The following is an 18,547-nucleotide window of genomic DNA, read 5'->3' on the forward strand; positions in this document are numbered from 1 at the left end:
TAGAATATGTCAGAAGAAAGCAACTTTGCGGAAGAAGCAAAAAAAACAGCGAACGAGTTCAGTGATGGCCTAAAACAAGCCGGAGGAGAAAACAAGAAAGTCCTTGCCGGAGTGCTGGCCATTTTACTGGGCTCCCTGGGAGTGCACAAGTTTATTTTGGGCTACAACAAGGAGGGCTTTATCCTACTGGGTGCCTCTTTGATTTCGTATGTCCTAACCTGTGTGGTCATCGGAGCCTTTATTCTCTGGATCCCCGGTGTCATCGGCCTGATTGAAGGAATCATCTACCTGACCAAATCAGACGAAGAATTTTACAACACTTACCAGGTTGGACACAAGCCATGGTTCTAAAAACAAAGAGCTGATTTTCGGATCAGCTTTTTTATATACTTACATTATCGTAATATTGCAATATAATAATTAAACAATGGGTACAACCAAGTCAGAACTCTTCAGTACCAAGCACAACGCATTGGCCGTAGCTGCAAAAGTACTGGCTCATCCCGCCCGGGTAGCCATACTGGAGTACATCAGTCAACAAGAGGCCTGTATCTGCAATGATTTGGTAGATGTGATCGGCCTTTCACAACCGACCATTTCTCAACACCTGAATGAAATCAAAAAAATTGGACTCCTTCACGGCAATTTTGAAGGAAAGAACCTGTGCTATTGCATCAACAGAGAGCGCTGGGAAGAATTAAAAAACTCCTTCCAAAAGTTCTTTGATCAAATCGCACAAAACTGTTGCTAATATGAAAACATCCGAATTCCTAGACCTGCTCAAAGAGCACAGCGGTAAATCCCTCCACTTCGAATACACACCGGGTAAGCGAGTGGGTAACCACTACCACATCACCGAAGTCAAAAACGTACAAATTGAAGCCGTCGACTGTGGTGGACGTGCCGATCAATGGTCAGAAACCGTCATTCAGCTTTGGGAAAGCGAAGCCGAAGCCGGAAAAGAAAAACCCATGTCGGCCTATAAAGCCCAAAGCATATTGAATCGGGTCCACGGAGTACGTCCGATGCAATTGGATGCGTTGGTTAAATTTGAGTACGGCATCGATACCTTTCATACCGCACAACTTCCTGTTCAGGCCGCATACTTCAACGAGAATGAACTGTTGATCCAGCTCAAACCAGACATTACGGACTGCAAAGCCAAAGATGCCTGTGGCGTGCCCGAACATGCAGAAGCGACTCAGAACACCTGTCAACCCGGGAGCGGCTGTTGCTAAAACCCTAAAAGCCCATGCAGATTCGGAAGATGCATAACACCGATTGGTCTAGAGTACAGGACATTTACCAAAAAGGGCTGGACACTGGAATCGCCAGCTTCGAGACCGAAGTGCCTTCCTATGAAAAATGGGATACCAAGTTTCTGCAAACCGGACGCCTGGTGCTCGAAACCGAGGAAGGTGTGGTCGGGTGGACGGCCCTGAGTAAGGTCTCGCCTCGTTATGCCTACCGCGGGGTTGCAGAGGTAACCATCTACTTGCATCCCGACGCACAGGGTCAGGGATGGGGTAGCGCTCTGATGACTAAACTGATTGAAGAAAGTGAAGAGGCGGGTATTTGGACCCTGCATTCGGCGATCTTCCCTCAAAACGAAGCCAGCGTTCAACTCCACCTGAAAATGGGTTTCCGTAAAATCGGACTCCGCCAGCGGGTCGCTTATCGCGATGGCCACTGGCACGACAACCTCCTGATGGAAAAAAGAAGTACAACCGTAGGACTCAATAAGCCTACAACCTCAATACCCACTTAAAATCCAACACATGAAAAACATCTTGGTTCTTTGTACAGGGAACTCCTGCCGTAGTCAAATGATGCACGGCTACCTCGCCCATATGCTCGAAGGAAAAGCGAGCATTTACAGCGCAGGAATCGAAACCCATGGCCTCAATAAACGGGCGGTGGCCATCATGAAAGAAGACAACATCGATATTTCAGGGCATACCTCCAACCACGTAGCCGAATACGAAGGAATCGCCTGGGACTACATCATTACGGTCTGCGATCACGCGAACGAAAACTGCCCTTTTATTCCAGCTCCGGCAGCCGAACGTCTGCACCACAACTTTTCAGACCCTTCTAAATTAAACGGGACAGAAGAACAAATACACGCGGCCTTCGAGAAAACACGTAACGAAATTCGAGAGTACGCGGCTGAGCTGGTTACTCGCGCATTTTAAGACTTGCTAAGAGGTGGCGGATGCAGCGTCGTCCGCTGCCTTTGCCGTTTGAGCCCCTCCGCTGGCGTCCTGAAGCTTTCTTTCCAACTCGGCCTGAAACTCCTCCATGACGGGTTTTACCGTACTTTCTGGGAGGTCAGCTATGCGGATGTACATCAATCCATCCACGGCATGATTGAAGAGGGGATCGACATTGAAAGCGACCACCTTGGCGTTTTGCTTAATGTACTTTTTAATCAACACCGGCAAACGCAAACTCCCCGGTTCCACCTCATCAATGAGCTTATCAAACTTATTGAGGTCGGCTTGGGTTTCATCAAAAATGAATTCTTTGTCGGCATCTTTGAGCTGCACCTTGAATTCCTTTTTTGGTCGAATGTATTGGGCCACATAAGGATCCCAATAGTTCGATTTCATGAATTCAATCATCAGAGATTTCGAAAAGTTCGAAAACTGATTACTGATACTCACCCCACCAATCAGGTATTTGTGTTCCGGGTAGCGGAGGGTGGTATGTACAATTCCTTTCCACAACAAAAAAAGCGGCATGGGTCTTTGCTGGTAAGAGCTAACGATATAGGCCCGGCCCATCTCGATCGACTGGCTCATCATATCGTATAACTCGGGTTCAAAGCGGAAAAGATCCTGCAGGTAAAAACCATCGATCCCGTACTTTTCGAATATCTGTGAACCCAAGCCCATTCTGTAAGCTCCTACCACACATTCGGCAGCACTGTCCCACAAGAACATATGGTGGTAGTAGGCATCGAATTTATCGAGGTCGATCGGTTTGTTGGTCCCCTCCCCGATCTCGCGGAAGGTCAATTCCCGTTGACGGCCTATCTCTTGCAACAAGAAAGGCATATCGTTTTCCTGGGCCAAAAACACTTCGTAGTTCTTACTCTGAAGCAAGCGGAGTTCCTTTTCCCGGAGTTTTTCAATTTCTCCGATCAGGACCTCTTTTCGGACGGCACTGGCCACCTTGCGAGGGGGTTTCGGAATTTTGAGTTCCCCTCTAACCTTCTGTAAAAAGGGAGATTTCTCATATACATTGGCCAAGAGGTAGGTCTTCTTTCGGAGCAGATCCGAATAATCTTCCAGAGAGTCTGCTTCTTGTTGCGTCGCCACAGAAATCGGTTGCCCAATTCGCACCGTAATCGGTCTTCTTCGTTGAGAGGTCAATTCAGAAGGCAGCTTTGCCGTTCTAAAGACATCATTAATCTTGGAGAGCTGATAAAAAAGCCGGCTGTTGCGGGCGTGAAAATAAATAGGCACTACCGGCACCTCGGCCTTGCGAATCAATTTTAGAGCCGCCTCTTCCCAAGGCTTGTCTACCAGAAGTTTTCCTTCTCGGTAAGTCGACACTTCTCCCGCAGGAAAAACACCCAAAGGATGACCTTCTTTTAAGTGTTTGAGTGCATTCTTAAAACCTAAGATACTGCTCTGCGCATCCTTGTGATTCTCGAAGGGATTCACAGGCATGATGTAGGGCTTCAAGGGAGCAATTCGGTGAAGCAAAAAGTTGGCAATGATCTTGTAATCCGTGTGCTGACTCAACAACAACTTAAGCAGTAGTACGCCATCAATACCTCCTAAAGGGTGATTGGAAATAGTGATGAAAGGTCCTTGTTTGGGGATACGCTTCAGGTCAGCTTCGGGTATATCAAACTGAATCTCGTAATGCTTCAAAATAGCATCCAGAAATTCCGGTGCCGACAAGTGCTGGTGCTTGTCGTAAAAACGGTTCATGGTACTGATGCGAGTCGCTCTCATCAATAACCAACCCACAAATGTTCCGAGGACCCCGTAGCGATCCAGACGGATAGCCTGGGCTACTTCCTTCGCTGTTACTAATCCCATAGTGGAGATAAATCCTACGGCTAAAGATAGCAATTAGCGGGTAACCAACTGCACCGTTTCTCCATTGCGCTGTTCCAGCACAACTTCCTTGTCTTTTCGAGTTTTTTCGACCGCCTCTTCGGTAAAATGACGGATGGTATAGAGATCGACATCACGGTAGCAGTTCACCTTGAATTGCTGCTCCAAGTCCTTGAGCAAAGCCTCCAGTCCTCCGAAACGGTTGTCGAGGCAAACCGAAAAACTAATGGCCGAATTTTGGATCAAATCTGTCTTCAGGCGGTACTGGTGGAGCAAATCAAAAAGATTACTCAAGTGATGCTCCGCCATAAAAGAAAAATCCAGGGTGGACAACTGCAGTAGTACCTGCTTCTTTTTCACGATGAAACAAGGGATTTCCGGCTTGATCTTTTTCCCTCGACCGACTTCCGTTCCCTTTTCTTTTGGCTGAATAAAGGAGCGAACGTAGAGCGGAATCTCTTTGCTTTGCAAGGGCTGCAAGGTTTTGGGGTGGATTACGGAAGCTCCGTAAAAAGCCAACTCAATGGCCTCACGATAAGACACTTGCTCCAATAGGGTGGTTTCTTCAAAATAACGGGGATCAGCATTGAGAACTCCGGAAACATCTTTCCAAATAGTGACTGACTCGGCGTCCAGGCAATAACCCAATATCGCAGCGGTATAATCCGATCCTTCCCGACCCAATGTGGTCGTGAAGTTGTTTTCGTCACTTCCCAAAAATCCTTGGGTAATATACAGTGGCCCGGATTTTATTCCTTTTCGAATGCGCGCTTGGGTCTGATCCCAATCGACCCCGGCATCCCGGTAATTTCGGTCTGTTTTGATGTAATGGCGCACGTCAATCCATTCATTTTCTAAGCCTTGCGACTGCAAATAATGGCTGACAAGTGCAGTGGACAAGAGTTCCCCATAACCCACTACCTGATCATAGACAAAGGCATATTTGGGAGAACGAATCCATTTTAAAAACCCACGCACCTCCTCAAAAAGCACTTGCAATCGAGTAAAAACAGGATCCCCCTCCTCAAAGAGTTCTTGAGCCAGGCTAAAGTGAAAGGATTCCACCGGGTCAAGGGATTCAGAAAAGTCTTTCCCCTCCTTAAAGTAAGCTTCCACCACTTCCTCCATGGCATTGGTTGTCTTCCCCATAGCCGAGACCACCAAAAACACATCCGAATGCCCCGTTTGCTGTAAAAGACGGCAGAGGTTCTTCACTCCATCAGCATCCTTTACAGATGCTCCTCCAAACTTAAATACCTTCATCTGTTCTTAAAATAATCCTGTAAGGCCGTTCCATCCAATTGAACGACATGCCAATCCTCCATTACCCGGGCTCCGCGACTTCGGTAAAACTCGATGGCTTTTTCGTTCCAATCCAGGACTTCCCAGGATACACGCAAGACACCTTGCTCCTGCCCATAACGAACCACCTCATCCAGTAATTGTGCTCCGGCCCCTTGCCCTCTATAGGCTTGTTTAACCAAAAGATCCTCCAAATGCAGCACAATTCCTTTCCAGGTGCTGTACCGCGGGTAGACCAAAGCCATACCGACCAATTCTTCGTCTTCCTTCTCGGCGACAAAACAGCGAAAAGCTGGCTTAGACCCAAAACCATCGCGTTTTAAATCCTCAGCGCTGATCTCGACCTGCTCCGGTTCATTCTCGAAGTCGGCCAATTCCTGTATCATTTCCAATACAGCAGACATATCCGGTTCTTCGGCAAGTCGTATACGGAAAGCTGTTTCCATGGCGTTTGTTATAAATAAAACACAAAGTTACAAATCAAAGAAAGCCCTTCCGAGCTTTCTTTTACGAAAACGTTATCGTATCACATTTTCATCGATATTTGTACTGGAAAAAACAACCTCTACCTCGCTATTTCATGGGAAAAATCAACAAAACGCTCGGAGAATTCATCATTGAGAACCAATCCTCATTTGCCTACTCCACGGGCGAACTTTCCAAACTCATTCACGCCATCCGCCTGGCCGCAAAAGTGGTTAACCACGAAGTCAACAAAGCCGGACTGGTAGACATCTTGGGAGATGCCGGTGATCAGAACGTACAAGGGGAAGACCAGCAAAAACTGGATATTTTAGCCAATGAAAAGTTCATCCAAACCCTGAAAAATAGAGAGATCGTTTGTGGTATTGCTTCAGAAGAAGAAGATTCATTTATCGAAGTCAATTCCCATGACGAACTCCATCAAAACAAGTATGTCGTGCTGATTGATCCACTAGATGGTTCTTCCAATATCGATGTCAATGTATCGGTGGGGACTATTTTCTCGGTGTACCGCCGGGTGACTCCCATCGGTAGTCCAGTGACTCTAGAAGACTTCCTCCAGCCCGGACGAAACCAGGTTGCAGCCGGTTACGTGGTCTACGGAACGTCGACCATGCTCGTCTACACCACTGGGCACGGAGTAAACGGTTTTACCTTGAACCCCGCCATTGGAACCTTTTACCTATCGAATCCCGATATGCAGTTCCCGGAAGATGGTAAAATTTACTCGGTCAATGAAGGAAACTACATTCACTTCCCACAAGGCGTAAAGGACTACATTAAGTACTGCCAGGAAGAAGACGGAGATCGTCCCTACACTTCACGATATATCGGATCCTTGGTTTCGGATTTCCACCGCAATATGATCAAAGGGGGAATTTACATGTACCCCAAAAGCAGCAAAGCCAGTAACGGAAAGTTGCGCTTGCTGTACGAATGCAACCCCATGGCTTTTTTGGCGGAACAGGCCAAGGGTAAAGCGAGTAACGGCTACGAGCGCATATTGGATTTACAGCCAACGGAGCTACACCAACGCGTTCCCTTCTTCTGTGGAAGTCGAAAAATGGTAGAAAAAGCCGAATCCTTTATGGCCAAACACGAGGCCGTCGAATTCAAATAAGTCTTAGTCCTTATTCACCAAGTAGTTAAAATCTTCAAAGCTGATCTGGCCGCAGAAGATTTCGAAGGCACGCTCTATGAGTTTCGAAGCGTCCTCAGTAGAGTATCCCAATCCAATCGCGTAGCGCGCAATGAGGGACTTTTGATCCTCATCGATTTTATGATCAGCGAAGGCCATGCGGAAAAAGTCGAACAAACGCTTTAACCTCTTCTCCGAATCATGAGGAGTTTCGATGGGGTACTTGTTCTCTTTCTTCATCACTTCGGCGTAGTCTTCCTCGCTGATGTTCAATTTAAAAGCAAAACGGTCCAAGATTTCTTTTTCGCTTGCGCTGATTTCGCCATCCACTGCAGCCAAACTGGCCAAAGTAGCGAAGTGAGCCAAATTGCGTTTTTGTTCTCCGTGCTCGTATAAATCTAAAATCGGCATGTGATCGAAAATTTGGTTGCAAATATAGCAGGAATTGAGCAATGACCTGCCTTAGCACGCAGAAGAATTCGTAATTTCAGCAGGCTATGAAGGAACCACTGCTCGCATTTACCGAAAAAGGGATTTATTGCGCCGCGGCGGATGTTTACCTCGACCCTTGGAAACCCGTCGCCAAAGCCCTGATTACCCATGGTCACAGTGACCACAGTCGATGGGGTCACGGGCAGTACATCACCCACCACCGCAATGTTCCCATCATTCGCCACCGACTCGGCGACATCCAGGTCCAGGGGGTGGAATGGGGCGAAAGCCTGCTTATTCGTGGAGTGCGTTTTCAATTCTTTCCGGCTGGTCATATCGTCGGCTCTTCCCAAATCCGAGTAGAATACCAGGGCGAAGTCTGGGTCTTTTCCGGGGATTATAAAACAGAAAACGATGGACTCTGCACGCCCTATGAAGTGGTGAAGTGCCACACCTTTATCACCGAATGCACCTTTGGCTTGCCGGTCTTCCGTTGGCGCCCCCAGGAAGAAGTGATGACGGACATCAACCGCTGGTGGGCCGAAAATAAAGCCGAAGGAAAAACCTCTGTCCTTTTTGGGTATTCCCTCGGCAAAGCCCAACGACTGCTGCACCTGCTCGATACCGAAATCGGAACCATTTACACCCACGGAGCCATCGAAAACATGAACGAGGTGCTCAGACCATTGATTGAATTAGCTCCGACAGAACGCATCACCGCAGATACCGCAAAAGAGGCAGTTAGGGGGAATTTGGTCCTGGCCCCACCAAGCGCACACGGCAGTACCTGGCTCCGCAAATGGGGTCCTTTCGAAACCGCCAGCGCCAGTGGCTGGATGGCTTTTCGAGGGGCCAGAAGAAGGCGTGCTATCGACAGAGGATTTGTTTTAAGCGACCACTGCGATTGGAGTCAGTTGCTCAAAAGCATCACGGCAACAGGAGCCGAAAAGGTGATCTGTACCCACGGCTATTCCGAACTCTTTGCTCGCTACCTCAACAGTAAAGGCTGGGATGCCCGCACGGTAGAAACACAATACGAAGGAGAAAGTCTAGAAGCCACCTCAACCGAAGCCCAGTGAAAGACTTTGCCTACCTCATCAAAGAACTAGACCGCACCAACAAGGTCAATCCCAAGGTGAATGCCCTGGCCGAGTACTTCACCAAAGCTTCTGATCGAGACAAGGTGTGGACCATCGCTTTGCTCTCGCACCGACGTCCGCCCCGTCCAGTAAACACCACCTTGCTTCGGGAATGGGCTGCAGAAGAAGCCCAAATCGATCCCTGGCTCTTCGAAGAGAGCTACCACATCGTAGGGGATTTAGCCGAAACCATCGCTTTGGTACTGCCCAACCCCTCAGAATCAACCACCAAAAGCCTCACGGATTTTCTGGAAGAAATGATTGTACTCAAGGCTTTGGAAGAGGACGAAAAAAGAGACTACCTCCGAACCAACTGGAAAACCCTGGACTACTATGAACGCTTTGTTTTTTGTAAGCTGATCACCGGTGGATTCAGAATTGGGGTAAGTCAAAAACTGATGACCAGAGCCCTTTCTAAAGCCACAGGAGTAGAAGAAGATCTACTGGCCTACCGCCTGATGGGGAACTGGAATCCCAAAACGGTTGACTTCAAAGAATTGGTTCTTGAACCCCGAGAAGAAGATCAATTGTCCAAGCCGTATCCTTTTTTCCTGGCCCACGCAGTGGAAGAGAATTTTTTTGAGGAAGAAGATCCCAAGAACTGGTCTGCGGAACACAAATGGGACGGAATTCGGGCCCAGCTGATTTTTCGCAAGGGCAAGCACTTTCTCTGGAGTCGGGGCGAGGAATTGGTCACAGACAAATACCCGGAATTTGAGATGTTGTTGGAACATCTACCCGACGGCACTGTGCTTGATGGGGAACTTTTGCCCTATCCGGATGGGCAAATTGGAGACTTTTCTCTGCTTCAAAAACGCATTGGACGAAAGCAACTCACCAAGAAGATACTCGAGTCTTGTCCGGTGATCCTAAAGGCCTACGACCTGCTCGAAGAACGCGGAGAAGATTTGCGTGAGAGGCCCCTTCAGGAGCGACAAAAAAGACTTCAGGAGCTCTTGTCCACTCTGCCTGAAGGCCTTCCTCTGCAACGATCTCTCCCCTATTCCTTTGAAAGTTGGGGAGACGCTGCCAAAGAAAGGAACGTTCCCGGGAAATACGGAGCGAAGGGCTGATGCTTAAAAGAGTGAATTCACGTTACCGCGTGGGCCGCAAAAAAGGAGATTGGTGGAAGTGGAAGGTGGACCCCTTTTCAATTGATGCCGTCTTGACCTATGCCATGCGCGGTCACGGCCGGCGCAGCAACCTCTTCACAGATTACACCTTTGCCCTTTGGGGTAACCCAAAAGACGGAGGAGCTCCCGAACTCCTTACTTTTGCTAAAGCCTATTCGGGATTGAGCGATGCGGAATTCCGGGAAGTGGATCGCTGGATCAAACAGCACACCTTAGAGCGATTTGGTCCTGTGCGCAGTGTGGAGCCTCAATTGGTTTTTGAAATTGCCTTTGAAGGAATCGCCCTGTCGAGTCGCCACAAGAGTGGGGTAGCCACTCGATTCCCCAGAATAGCCCGCTGGAGAAAAGACAAAAAACCAGAAGACGCCAATACCCTGGAAGACCTCAAAAAGTTGCTCCCATCCAATAGCCAAAAAACGAAATCGTGAACCCTAAAACCTCTTCTACTCTACTTCCGCAGCAGGAAGTTCTGCTGCAAAAAGCCGAAGACTGGTTTTCTGATCAAGGCTGGAAGCCCTTTCCTTTTCAAAAAGAAACCTGGCGGGCCTATATGGAAGGTAAACACGGGCTATTGAACGCTCCGACTGGAAGCGGAAAAACCTATGCCCTTTGGTTCCCGATTCTCATGGAATGCCTAAGGGTTTCCGGTTATTTGGACGAGAAGAAGAAAACCAGGCCTAAAAGAGGGCTGCGGGCCATCTGGATTACTCCACTTCGAGCCCTTTCCCAAGAAATATTTCAGTCTGCACAACGGATTATTCAGGATTTGGACTTGCCTCTTTCGGTAGGAATCCGAACGGGAGACACCTCCACCAAAGAACGGAGTCGACAGAAACGGCAGATGCCCGAATTGCTCATTACCACTCCGGAAAGCTTGCACCTTTTGCTTTCTTCCAAAAACTACCCCAAGACCTTTGCACTCTGCCAGGCCGTGGTGGTCGATGAGTGGCACGAACTCATGGGAAGTAAGCGGGGCGTGCAAATGGAACTCGCGCTTTCGCGCTTAAAAACCCTTTCAGAAAACCTCCGAATTTGGGGGATTTCGGCCACCATTGGCAACCTGGATTTGGCCCGGGAAGTCCTGTTGGGCCCCGGCTCTCCAGCGTTCGAAAACTCGGTAATGATCCGGGCCGATATCCAAAAGCGAATTGAGGTCAAGAGTCTCTTGCCCAAAACCATGGAGACTTTTCCTTGGCGAGGGCATTTGGGCTTGCATTTACTGGACGATGTTATTCCCATCATCAAGTCCAGCAAGACGACCCTTCTGTTTACCAATACCCGGAGTCAATGCGAAATCTGGTTCCAAAAAATCCTAGAACGCTACCCGGAATTTGCGGGCGAAATGGCCATGCACCACGGAAGCATCAACAAAGAAACCCGCCTTTGGGTGGAACAGGCCATCCGCAACGAAAGCCTTAAGGCCGTGGTCTGCACCTCCAGTTTGGATCTGGGAGTAGACTTTGCGCCGGTCGAAACCGTCATCCAAATAGGGGGTCCAAAAGGGGTAGCCCGATTTTTTCAGCGAGCGGGGCGTAGTGGCCACCGGCCTGGTCAGCCCAGCGTTATCTACTTTTTACCCACCCATGCCTTGGAACTGGTGGAAGCTTCTGCCCTGCATAAAGCCATCGAGAAAAAAGCCGTAGAAGACCGCATGCCTTATCTGATGAGTTATGATGTGCTTCTGCAATATTTGACCACCCTGGCTGTCTCAGACGGTTTTTATCCCAAAGAAATTTGGCCCGAAATCCGATCGACTTTCTGTTACCAAGGGCTGGATGAAGACCAGTGGCAATGGCTGCTGAATTTTATGGTTTTGGGCAGCCAAAGTCTGCGATCCTACGACGAGTACCGCAAGGTTGAAGTGGAGGAGGACGGACGATTCAAGGTGAACAACAAGGGCATCGCCATGCGCCACCGCTTCCAAATGGGAACCATTGTAGGAGACGCTAACCTGTCGGTACACTACCAAAGCGGAGGCTATATCGGCTCTATTGAAGAGTGGTTTGTCTCGGGCCTTAATCCGGGTGATGTCTTCACTTTTGCAGGACGCAACCTGGAGTTCATACGCCTGAGAGGAATGAAAGTACAGGTACGCAACTCCAAAAAACGCACCTCCAAAGTTCCCAGTTGGATGGGCGGACGACTTACCCTGAGCGCCCAAATGTCTCAACTCCTTCGTGAAGAGTTGTACTCAGCCCGGCTCAGCAAAGCTGAACAAAGCCCTGAAATCCAGGCCTTGGATCCGGTTTTCGAACAGCAACGAAAAGAAAGCATCATCCCGTCGACCGACCATTTTTTGATGGAGTACTTCGAAACCCGTGAAGGTCACCACCACCTCTTTTACCCCTTTGAGGGTCGCTTTGTACACGAAGCCCTGGCCAGTTTATTGGCCTACCGCATCAGTCTAATGCGGCCGGTATCTTTTTCATTGGCCTTTAACGATTATGGTTTTGAGCTGCTGTCCGACCAGCCCGTTGATTTGCAGGAGATCATTGACAACAACCTGCTGACGACCGATCATATGCTGGAGGACCTACAAAACAGTCTGAATTCGACCGAAATGGCACGTCGAAAGTTCAGAGACATCGCCGTCATCAGCGGCTTGGTGTTCACGGGCTATCCCGAAAAAGGGATCAAAATGAAGCATTTACAAAGCAGTTCCCAACTGCTCTTCGATGTCTTTAAAGATTACGAGGCTGACAATCTGCTGTATACCCAAGCCTACCGAGAAACCTTTGAACACCAGCTGGAAGAAGGTCGTCTACGTCTGGCCTTGAAGCGAATCGGCCGACAAGAGTTGGTGATCCGAAACTGCAGTCAAGCGACTCCTTTTTCCTTTCCGATTATCACCGACCGTCTGCGAGAAAAAATGTCATCCGAAAAGCTGGCAGACCGTATTCGTAAGATGACCAAAAAACTACAGGGCCGGTGAACCACCGTATTCAAATCGGCGGCCAGCAAATGCTGATGCACCCCAGTGGAGCTCTCTTTTGGGAAGAGCGATCTCTGCTGATGCTCAGTGATGTACACCTGGGCAAGATCTCGCATTTCAGAAAGTTTGGTGCAGCCATTCCCACTCAAGCTGTACAAGAAAACTTTATTCTCCTGCGTCGGCTTGTTGAAGAATTTCAGCCTTTTCAGATTGTCTTTCTGGGAGATCTCTTTCATTCTTCCCTTAATAAGGAGTGGGACCTTTTTGAACACTGGGTCCAAGCCACCCCTTCAGAATTGATTCTGGTCGCCGGGAACCACGATATCATCTCTCCACTCCGCTTCGAAAAAATAGGCCTTCACTATGTGGAAGATTGGGAACTAGGCCCTTTTTACCTAAGTCATCACCCGACCGATACTTCAGAACACATCAACATCTGTGGTCACATCCATCCGGCCATCGTTCTACGAGGCAGCGGTAGGCAAAGTCTGCGCCTTCCTTGTTTCTTTCTGAAACCCAAACAGCTGATCCTACCCGCCTTGGGAGCCTTTACCGGGAGCCACAGTCTCAAACAGGGACCAAAAGACCGGGTTTTTGTTCTGGCCGAGGGAGAGGTAATTGCCCTATAAAGCCCCTATATTTGCAAAAAATTCGATCCCTTGTCTGTCGATCTGATCACCCAGGCCTTTACGAATTCAACACCAACTCAAGACCTTCTCAAGCTTCTAAGCCAAAAAGGAAGAGCGATCCCAAGCAGTGGTTTGGTGGGTTCTGGTGTGTCTTTTTGGCCAAAAGTATCTTTCAAAAACAGGAAGAGAGCATTCTCCTGATCTGCTCAGATAAGGAAGAAGCTGCCTACTACCTCAACGATTTGGAACAGTTGCTGCCCAAAGCGCAGGTCTTGTTCTATCCAGCGAGTTACCGACGGCCCTATGAAATCGAAGAGACCGACAACGCCAATGTCTTGTTGCGAGCAGAAGTCCTCAGTCGCTTGCAAAGCGCAAAAGAAAAGTTGTTGCTGGTCACCTATCCGGAAGCCCTACTCGAAAAGGTCATCACCCGGAAGGAGTTCGAAAAGAACCGGCTGAAACTTTCTGTAGGCGACGCCCTGAGCCTCGACTTTTTGAACGAAACCCTCTTTGAATACCATTTCAAACGGGTAGACTTTGTCACCCAGCCAGGGGAATTTTCGGTACGAGGAGGAATTGTCGATGTGTTCTCTTATTCCCACGACCTGCCCTACCGAATCGAGTTCTTTGGAGACGAGGTAGACAGTATGCGCACCTTTGATGTCGAGACCCAGTTATCCGAAGAAAAGGTCAAAAGCATCAGTCTGGTACCCAATGTAGAGAACAAGGTCAGCGGTGAGAGTCGTGAATCCTTTTTTAAGCACTTACCTTCAGAAACAGTACTGTGCGCCTTTCATTACGGCCAAATCCGGGCCAGCCTGAACGCCCTTTTTGTGAAGGCCGAAGAAGCTTTTGAAAAGCTGCAAAGTCCCATAGAGCACACCAAGCCTGCCGATCTCTTTTTGGATGGCCAAAGTGCCGAAAAGCAATGGGAAAGCTTTAGTCGGATCGAGTGGAAAAGCGAAGAACCCGAGATTCAGTGGCAACAAAAACCACAACCCTCTTTCAATAAGCGTTTTGACCTGCTGCGATCCAACCTGATTGAAAACACAGAAGAGAGTCTGACCAACACCATCAGTTGCGCCACTCCTCAACAGGCCCAGCGATTGGCCGATATATTTGCTGAAGGCAAAGGGGACGTGCCTTATTCCACCTTGGTGTGCCCGCTCTACGCCGGTTTTATTGATCAGCAAGCGGGCATTGCGCTCTACACCGACCACCAACTTTTTGAACGCTACCACAAGTTCAAACTGAAGAATGGCTATGCCAAACAACAGGCCATCACCCTAAAAGAACTCAATAAATTGGAGATGGGGGATTTTGTCACCCACATCGACCACGGGATCGGAAAGTTCGGCGGCCTTCAGAAGATTGAGGTAGAAGGCAAGAAACAGGAGGCGATCAAGCTCATCTATGGGGATCGCGACATCCTGTATGTCAGCATCCACTCTATTCACAAGATCAGCAAGTACAACGGCAAGGATGGCACTACTCCAAAATTGTTCAAATTAGGTTCTGCCGCCTGGAAAAAGCTCAAACAGAAAACCAAATCCAGGGTTAAGAAAATTGCTTTTAACCTCATTCAGGTCTACGCCAAAAGACGTTTACGCAAAGGCTATCAATACGCCCCGGATTCCTATCTGCAACACGAACTGGAAGCCTCCTTTTTGTTTGAAGACACCCCGGATCAGGAAAAAGCCACCCTAGATGTCAAAAAAGACATGGAAAGTGAGCGGCCAATGGATCGTCTTATCTGTGGAGATGTTGGATTTGGAAAGACCGAAATCGCTATCCGTGCAGCCTTCAAAGCGGTAGATAACGGCAAGCAGGTTGCCGTGTTGGTCCCGACGACCATCTTGGCTTTTCAGCACGCCAATACCTTCCGCAAGCGCATGGCTGATCTGCCTGTGCAAGTCGATTACCTGAACCGTTTTAGGACGTCCAAAGAGAAAAAAGACGTGCTAGAGCGTTTAGCCAATGGCCGCCTAGACATCCTTATCGGAACCCATCAATTGGTGAGCAAACAAGTTCAATTCAAGGATTTGGGCTTGCTCATCGTGGATGAGGAACAAAAATTTGGGGTTGCCGTAAAGGACAAACTCAAATCTATCAAAGAAAATGTGGACGTGCTGACCTTGACCGCTACCCCTATTCCTAGAACCCTTCAATTCAGTTTGATGGCGGCCCGGGATCTTTCGGTCATCAATACCCCACCACCGAATCGTTTCCCCATTGACAGCCGGGTGATTCGCCTGCAAGAAGAGATCATCCGCGATGGGGTCTCTTACGAGATTCAGCGGGGAGGTCAGGTCTTCTTTATCCACAACAGGGTAGAAAATATTCAGGAAGTGGCCGGGATGATCCAACGCCTGGTTCCAGACGCCAAAATCCGCGTAGGGCACGGGCAGATGGACGGGAAAAAATTGGAAGAATTGATGCTCGACTTTATGGCCGGACGCTTTGACGTCTTGGTTTCGACCACCATTGTCGAAAGCGGCTTGGATGTGAGCAATGCCAATACCATTTTTATTCACAACGCTCATCAGTTCGGATTAAGCGATCTGCATCAAATGCGCGGTCGTGTCGGGCGAAGCAACAAAAGAGCATTCTGTTACTTTATCACCCCGGGCTACGAATCCATGACGCCGGAAGCCCGTAAGCGTATTGAGGCCCTGGAACAGTTTACTGATCTGGGTAGCGGCTTCAATATCGCAATGAAGGATCTAGAAATTCGAGGGGCTGGTGACCTTTTGGGCGGGGAGCAAAGTGGTTTTATCAATGAAATTGGTTTCGAAACCTACCAGAAAATCCTGAGCGAAGCCATTGAGGAACTCAAGGACAACGAATTCAAAGAACTCTACGAGGAAGTGGAGGGCAAAACCACCAAAGAGTTCGTCAAGGAAACCCAACTCGATACGGATTTTGAATTGCTCTTCCCGGATGACTACATCAACAATATCAGTGAGCGACTTACCCTGTACACCGACCTGAATGAGGTGAAAAACGATGAAGAATTGGAGGTCTACCGCCAAAAACTCATCGATCGTTTTGGTGCCCTTCCAGCTCCCGCAGAGGCCCTATTGGACTCCGTTAGAATAAAATGGTGGGCCACCTATTTGGGTCTGGAACGGGTCATTATGAAGAAAGGGAAACTTTTGGGTTACTTCTTGGCCGATCAACAATCCGAATACTTTCAAAGTCCTCGCTTCACCAAAATTTTACAGTATGTGCAGGCCAATCCCCGTGCTCTTCAGCTCAAAGAAAAGCAGACCCGCAGCGGATTGCGTTTGCTTTTGGTGATTGACCAGGTACGTAGCGTTCAGGACGCCATAAGAGGGCTGAAACCTCTAGTCCCGGAAAAGGAGAAGGCTGTGAGCTCTTAGCGTAAAGACTCGTACACCTTGGCCATAAACTCCCCCATTTTGGAGGGCTCCAACCAGCGGGTTACGATGACCAAATCATTCTTTTGATCCACCACAATAAAATTGCCGCCGAATCCTGCTGCATAAAACAAGTGCTCGGGAACTCCTTTCCACTGACGTCTTCCTTCCTTATTCAACCACCAGAGGTAACCGTAACTTGGATTCGGCTGGGATGGGGTTAGGGCTTCAGCAATCCAGGATTCACTCAGTAGTTGTTGATCTTTCCATTTGCCTTGGTTCAAAAAGAGCATCCCAAAACGGGCCATATCTTCCGTATTGATAAAGATTCCTCCCCCGGAATGTCCTCCTCCGGTAACCGATTTCATCTGTCTTCCGTCAATGGTAGTCCAGGCATCTTTGTAACCAAACCAGCGCCAGGTAGTCGATGCGCCAATTTTGTCCATGAGTTCTTCCTTCAACACCTGAGGCAGGGGTTTACGCCATACCTGGGTTAGAGAATAGGCCAGCACATTCACTCGCACATCGTTGTACTCCATAACCGTTCCCGGCTCTACTGGCTTGGTAAATCGCCAATCATCTGTACTGCCCTCACGCGGTGGTCGGTCAGCCCAGTCCTTGATTCCCCAAAGAGTACCTGACCAGGCAGAGTTCTGTTGTAGAAGGTGCTTCCATTCGATCTTGGCATTGTGAGGTCCTTCAAAAGTACCATCCCATATTTGCTCCCCAACCTTGTTCGAGGTGCTGCTGATCAGGCCTTGGTCGACCGCCAATCCCGCGACGGTGGACAAGAAACTTTTGGTAACGCTGAAGGTCATATCGACTCGTTTCAAATCACCCCATTGGGTAATAGTTCGACCCTTGTATAGGATAATGCCCGCAGGTCCTCCCCTCTTTTTTGTGGGGCCCAAAATTTGGTGGTAGGGCTCTTTCTCAAATCCTTTGAGAATGGCAATGCGCAAATCCCTTGAACCCGTGTATTCGTTCTGCTCGGCAAAGGAAACGGCTTTGACCAGGGCTTGGGTATCAAACTTCTTTTTGAGCTTTGTTTCGGCTTCCGGAAAGGATTGATTTCGATCAGGAAAGACCAGGTCCTGTGCCTGTAGTTGTAGAGTCGCCAGCAGCGCTAGCATCGCCATTAATCGCATACTTTGAGTGCTTTGTGGAAAGATACGACGAAATCAACTGTAGGAAAAGATCAGCATAAAGAACAAAAGACCCCCTTTAAGCGAAAAATCCATGCGGTACATCGGTTTCCACTAGGGCTCCTTCAGATCAAGTTGTTCCTTAGGTATAGTCCTAATACAATCCATTGTGTACAGAACAATCCTTTCGCTTCTCCTGTTTTGGCCACTTCTCGTCTTCGGACAGCGGGTAGAAATTCCCAAATGGCATTCCGTACAAGAGACTTATTGGCAAATCAGTGTAGATTACCTCGCCATCGATGACTCCGGTCGCTTTATCAGTGACCCGGTCAATGTCGAAGATCATTGGCAAATCTTGCCTTATCCGAGTCGTATTGCTTTGAGTCGCCGTACCGGAAAAAATCTCTCTTTTCAAGTTCAAGGAGCCTATTCCGTGTATTCAGAAGGAAAGATTGTAGACGGAAGTGTACTCGACAACAACCGGAACTACTGGAGCATGGATGTCAATGCAGTCTTTCACTTCAACAATTTTCTGGGATGGGGACGATTTTTTGATCCCTATTTAGGCATTGGCACGGGCTTTACCCGAGCAAACAAAAAAAGTCAAGGCACTTTGAACACAGTTGCTGGAGCCCATTTTTGGATCTCAGATCGCTGTGCCATCCTACTGAATTCTACCGGCAAATTTTCGATGGCCATTCAAGGAAACAACCACTTAGTTCACAGCGCCGGGCTGGTCTACCGTTTCGCCATAGAGTAAT

General features: G+C 48.6%; 15 protein-coding genes and 2 pseudogenes. 12 read left to right on the plus strand and 5 right to left on the minus strand.

Features of this window, described 5'->3' with window-relative positions; translation table 11 throughout:
• Window positions 1-6: 6 nt before the first annotated feature.
• The 5 genes from BST99_RS10065 (at window position 7) to BST99_RS10085 (ending at window position 2,195) form a co-directional block, all read left to right on the plus strand.
• Entirely contained in the window at window positions 7-351 is a 345-nt protein-coding gene (locus BST99_RS10065; RefSeq protein WP_105001688.1) for a TM2 domain-containing protein, read from the plus strand.
• A gap of 76 nt (window positions 352-427) precedes the next feature.
• On the plus strand, window positions 428-751 hold the full coding sequence (locus BST99_RS10070) for an ArsR/SmtB family transcription factor (RefSeq protein ID WP_105001689.1): 324 nt from the start codon (window positions 428-430) through the stop codon (window positions 749-751).
• Window position 752: 1 nt separating this feature from the next.
• Window positions 753-1,238 carry a DUF6428 family protein gene (locus BST99_RS10075; RefSeq protein ID WP_105001690.1) on the plus strand — a complete coding sequence of 162 codons (486 nt, stop codon included), beginning with the start codon at window positions 753-755 and terminating at the stop codon, window positions 1,236-1,238.
• Between the two features lie 14 nt (window positions 1,239-1,252).
• Window positions 1,253-1,768 carry a GNAT family N-acetyltransferase gene (locus BST99_RS10080; protein WP_105001691.1) on the plus strand — a complete coding sequence of 172 codons (516 nt, stop codon included), beginning with the start codon at window positions 1,253-1,255 and terminating at the stop codon, window positions 1,766-1,768.
• A 10-nt stretch (window positions 1,769-1,778) separates the two neighbouring features.
• Entirely contained in the window at window positions 1,779-2,195 is a 417-nt protein-coding gene (locus BST99_RS10085) for an arsenate reductase ArsC (RefSeq protein ID WP_181044206.1), read from the plus strand.
• Between the two features lie 6 nt (window positions 2,196-2,201).
• Here the strand turns inward: BST99_RS10085 and BST99_RS10090 are convergent, their stop codons facing one another.
• The 3 genes from BST99_RS10090 to BST99_RS10100 are packed head-to-tail and all read right to left on the minus strand — an operon-like array spanning window position 2,202 to window position 5,821.
• A complete protein-coding gene (locus BST99_RS10090; protein ID WP_105001693.1) occupies window positions 2,202-4,055 on the minus strand; it encodes a GNAT family N-acyltransferase in 1,854 nt (617 codons plus the stop codon).
• Between the two features lie 33 nt (window positions 4,056-4,088).
• On the minus strand, window positions 4,089-5,336 hold the full coding sequence (locus tag BST99_RS10095; protein WP_105001694.1) for an aspartate kinase: 1,248 nt from the start codon (window positions 5,334-5,336) through the stop codon (window positions 4,089-4,091).
• Entirely contained in the window at window positions 5,333-5,821 is a 489-nt protein-coding gene (locus tag BST99_RS10100) for a GNAT family N-acetyltransferase (protein ID WP_105001695.1), read from the minus strand. The genes BST99_RS10095 and BST99_RS10100 overlap by 4 nt, the downstream gene beginning before the upstream one ends.
• 134 nt (window positions 5,822-5,955) lie before the next feature.
• Between BST99_RS10100 and fbp the strand changes: the two genes are divergently transcribed.
• Window positions 5,956-6,978 carry a class 1 fructose-bisphosphatase gene (gene fbp, locus BST99_RS10105; RefSeq protein ID WP_105001696.1) on the plus strand — a complete coding sequence of 341 codons (1,023 nt, stop codon included), beginning with the start codon at window positions 5,956-5,958 and terminating at the stop codon, window positions 6,976-6,978.
• Between the two features lie 3 nt (window positions 6,979-6,981).
• Here fbp and BST99_RS10110 read toward each other — a convergent pair whose 3' ends face one another.
• Window positions 6,982-7,407 (minus strand): tellurite resistance TerB family protein, encoded by a 426-nt coding sequence (locus tag BST99_RS10110; RefSeq protein ID WP_105001697.1) that lies wholly within the window; start codon window positions 7,405-7,407, stop codon window positions 6,982-6,984.
• Window positions 7,408-7,493: 86 nt separating this feature from the next.
• Between BST99_RS10110 and BST99_RS10115 the strand changes: the two genes are divergently transcribed.
• The 5 genes and pseudogenes from BST99_RS10115 (at window position 7,494) to mfd (ending at window position 16,644) form a co-directional block, all read left to right on the plus strand.
• Complete coding sequence (locus tag BST99_RS10115; RefSeq protein WP_105001698.1) at window positions 7,494-8,507, plus strand: ligase-associated DNA damage response exonuclease; 1,014 nt, start codon at window positions 7,494-7,496, stop codon at window positions 8,505-8,507.
• Window positions 8,504-10,128 (plus strand): annotated as a pseudogene (locus BST99_RS10120) (ATP-dependent DNA ligase). Before BST99_RS10115 ends, BST99_RS10120 begins: the two are co-directional and overlap by 4 nt.
• Window positions 10,122-12,632: a ligase-associated DNA damage response DEXH box helicase gene (locus BST99_RS10125; RefSeq protein ID WP_394335624.1), complete on the plus strand. Its 2,511-nt coding sequence runs from the start codon at window positions 10,122-10,124 to the stop codon at window positions 12,630-12,632. Before BST99_RS10120 ends, BST99_RS10125 begins: the two are co-directional and overlap by 7 nt.
• The gene (pdeM, locus tag BST99_RS10130) at window positions 12,629-13,261 is read left to right on the plus strand and encodes a ligase-associated DNA damage response endonuclease PdeM (RefSeq protein ID WP_105001700.1); all 633 of its coding nucleotides are present in this window, start codon (window positions 12,629-12,631) and stop codon (window positions 13,259-13,261) included. Before BST99_RS10125 ends, pdeM begins: the two co-directional genes overlap by 4 nt.
• 30 nt (window positions 13,262-13,291) lie before the next feature.
• A pseudogene (gene mfd / locus BST99_RS10135) lies at window positions 13,292-16,644 on the plus strand (transcription-repair coupling factor).
• On the opposite strand, the gene BST99_RS10140 reads toward mfd, so the two are convergent.
• Window positions 16,641-17,789, minus strand: coding sequence for a serine hydrolase domain-containing protein (locus BST99_RS10140; RefSeq protein ID WP_394335614.1), 1,149 nt, complete (start codon window positions 17,787-17,789; stop codon window positions 16,641-16,643). The pseudogene mfd and the gene BST99_RS10140 sit on opposite strands and share 4 nt — an antisense overlap.
• 166 nt (window positions 17,790-17,955) lie before the next feature.
• On the opposite strand from BST99_RS10140, the gene BST99_RS10145 reads away from it, so the two are divergent.
• A complete protein-coding gene (locus BST99_RS10145; protein ID WP_105001702.1) occupies window positions 17,956-18,546 on the plus strand; it encodes a hypothetical protein in 591 nt (196 codons plus the stop codon).
• Window position 18,547 lies beyond the last annotated feature (1 nt).

Origin of the sequence: Aureicoccus marinus (genome assembly GCF_002954325.1) — a bacterium.
GTDB classification, from domain to species: domain Bacteria; phylum Bacteroidota; class Bacteroidia; order Flavobacteriales; family Flavobacteriaceae; genus Aureicoccus; species Aureicoccus marinus.

What these genes read in the sequence shown, in the direction of transcription:
- BST99_RS10065 (WP_105001688.1), top strand. Translation starts at nt 7, where the DNA reads ATGTCAGAAGAAAGCAACTTTGCGGAAGAAGCAAAAAAAACAGCGAAC.
- BST99_RS10070 (WP_105001689.1), top strand. Translation starts at nt 428, where the DNA reads ATGGGTACAACCAAGTCAGAACTCTTCAGTACCAAGCACAACGCATTG.
- BST99_RS10075 (WP_105001690.1), top strand. Translation starts at nt 753, where the DNA reads ATGAAAACATCCGAATTCCTAGACCTGCTCAAAGAGCACAGCGGTAAA.
- BST99_RS10080 (WP_105001691.1), top strand. Translation starts at nt 1,253, where the DNA reads ATGCAGATTCGGAAGATGCATAACACCGATTGGTCTAGAGTACAGGAC.
- BST99_RS10085 (WP_181044206.1), top strand. Translation starts at nt 1,779, where the DNA reads ATGAAAAACATCTTGGTTCTTTGTACAGGGAACTCCTGCCGTAGTCAA.
- BST99_RS10090 (WP_105001693.1), bottom strand. Translation starts at nt 4,055, where the DNA reads ATGGGATTAGTAACAGCGAAGGAAGTAGCCCAGGCTATCCGTCTGGAT.
- BST99_RS10095 (WP_105001694.1), bottom strand. Translation starts at nt 5,336, where the DNA reads ATGAAGGTATTTAAGTTTGGAGGAGCATCTGTAAAGGATGCTGATGGA.
- BST99_RS10100 (WP_105001695.1), bottom strand. Translation starts at nt 5,821, where the DNA reads ATGGAAACAGCTTTCCGTATACGACTTGCCGAAGAACCGGATATGTCT.
- fbp (WP_105001696.1), top strand. Translation starts at nt 5,956, where the DNA reads ATGGGAAAAATCAACAAAACGCTCGGAGAATTCATCATTGAGAACCAA.
- BST99_RS10110 (WP_105001697.1), bottom strand. Translation starts at nt 7,407, where the DNA reads ATGCCGATTTTAGATTTATACGAGCACGGAGAACAAAAACGCAATTTG.
- BST99_RS10115 (WP_105001698.1), top strand. Translation starts at nt 7,494, where the DNA reads ATGAAGGAACCACTGCTCGCATTTACCGAAAAAGGGATTTATTGCGCC.
- BST99_RS10140 (WP_394335614.1), bottom strand. Translation starts at nt 17,789, where the DNA reads ATGCGATTAATGGCGATGCTAGCGCTGCTGGCGACTCTACAACTACAG.